Origin of the sequence: Streptomyces canarius (assembly GCF_014650735.1) — a bacterium.
Classification (GTDB): Bacteria; Actinomycetota; Actinomycetes; order Streptomycetales; family Streptomycetaceae; genus Streptomyces; species Streptomyces olivaceoviridis.
The window spans coordinates 1-980 of sequence record NZ_BMVN01000194.1; the positions used below are offsets into that span (position 1 = coordinate 1).

1 protein-coding gene is annotated in these 980 nt (G+C 65.8%); it reads left to right on the forward strand.

What is annotated here, in order from left to right; genetic code table 11:
* Positions 1–60: 60 nt before the first annotated feature.
* The gene (locus tag IE294_RS46820) at positions 61–954 is read left to right on the forward strand and encodes an IS982 family transposase (protein ID WP_189895399.1); all 894 of its coding nucleotides are present in this window, start codon (positions 61–63) and stop codon (positions 952–954) included.
* Positions 955–980 lie beyond the last annotated feature (26 nt).

Below are 980 nucleotides of genomic sequence, written 5' to 3' on the forward strand. Positions count from 1 at the left end.
CTAGATGAGTAAGTCCGAAACCTTCGGAGGCCATGAAGCGAGGGCCTCGTTGATCCGTTTGTGACGACAGATCTCGAAACCCTCGCGACAGCACTGTACGTGAAGATCGATGACTCTCTGGCAGGAACGCGGCGATGGGGCCGTCCGCCGAGGCTGACGGATGCCGAGCTGTTGACGCTCGCGGTCATGCAGGCCGTTCTGGGTTTCGTCTCCGAGGCCCGGTGGCTGCGGTTCGCCCGCTCCCATCTGTCCGCCGAGTTTCCCTACCTGCCGGGGCAGTCCGGCTACAACAAGCGCCTGCGCGGCGCGAACACGCTGATCAGCCGGTTCGTCCGCACCCTGGCACGGGACACCGACCTGTGGCACGACGACGTGTGGATCGTGGACTCGACCCCCGTGGAGTGCGCCCGCTCCCGGCCCACAGTCAAACGCTCCGACCTTGCCGGCTGGGCCGGATACGGCTACTGCCCCTCCCACTCCCGCTTCTTCTGGGGCCTGCGACTGCACCTGATCTGCACGCCCGGCGGCCTGCCGATCGCCTGGGCCCTGGCCAGCCCCAAAACCGACGAACGCGAGGTCCTGACCGACATGCTCACAGGTGACCAGGAGCTCCTGGTCACACACCCCGGGCAGACGATCGTCGGTGACAAGGGCTACGTCTCCAAGCATTTGGACGCCTTCATCGCCGAGCACGGCCTGACCCTGCTGCGGCCCAGCTACCGCAACCTCAAGCCCCGGCCGGGCGAGCATGTCCTCAAGCCGATCCGGCAGCTGATCGAGTCGGTCAACGACACCCTCAAGGGACAGCTCGACCTCGAACGCCACGGGGCCAGGACCCCAGCCGGAGTCCTGGCCCGCGTCGGACAACGCATCCTCACCCTGACCGCAGCCATCTGGCACAACCGGCAGACAGGAACACCGGTCACCCGCTCACTGACCGCTTACGACCACTGACCAGCACATCGGACTTACTCATCTAG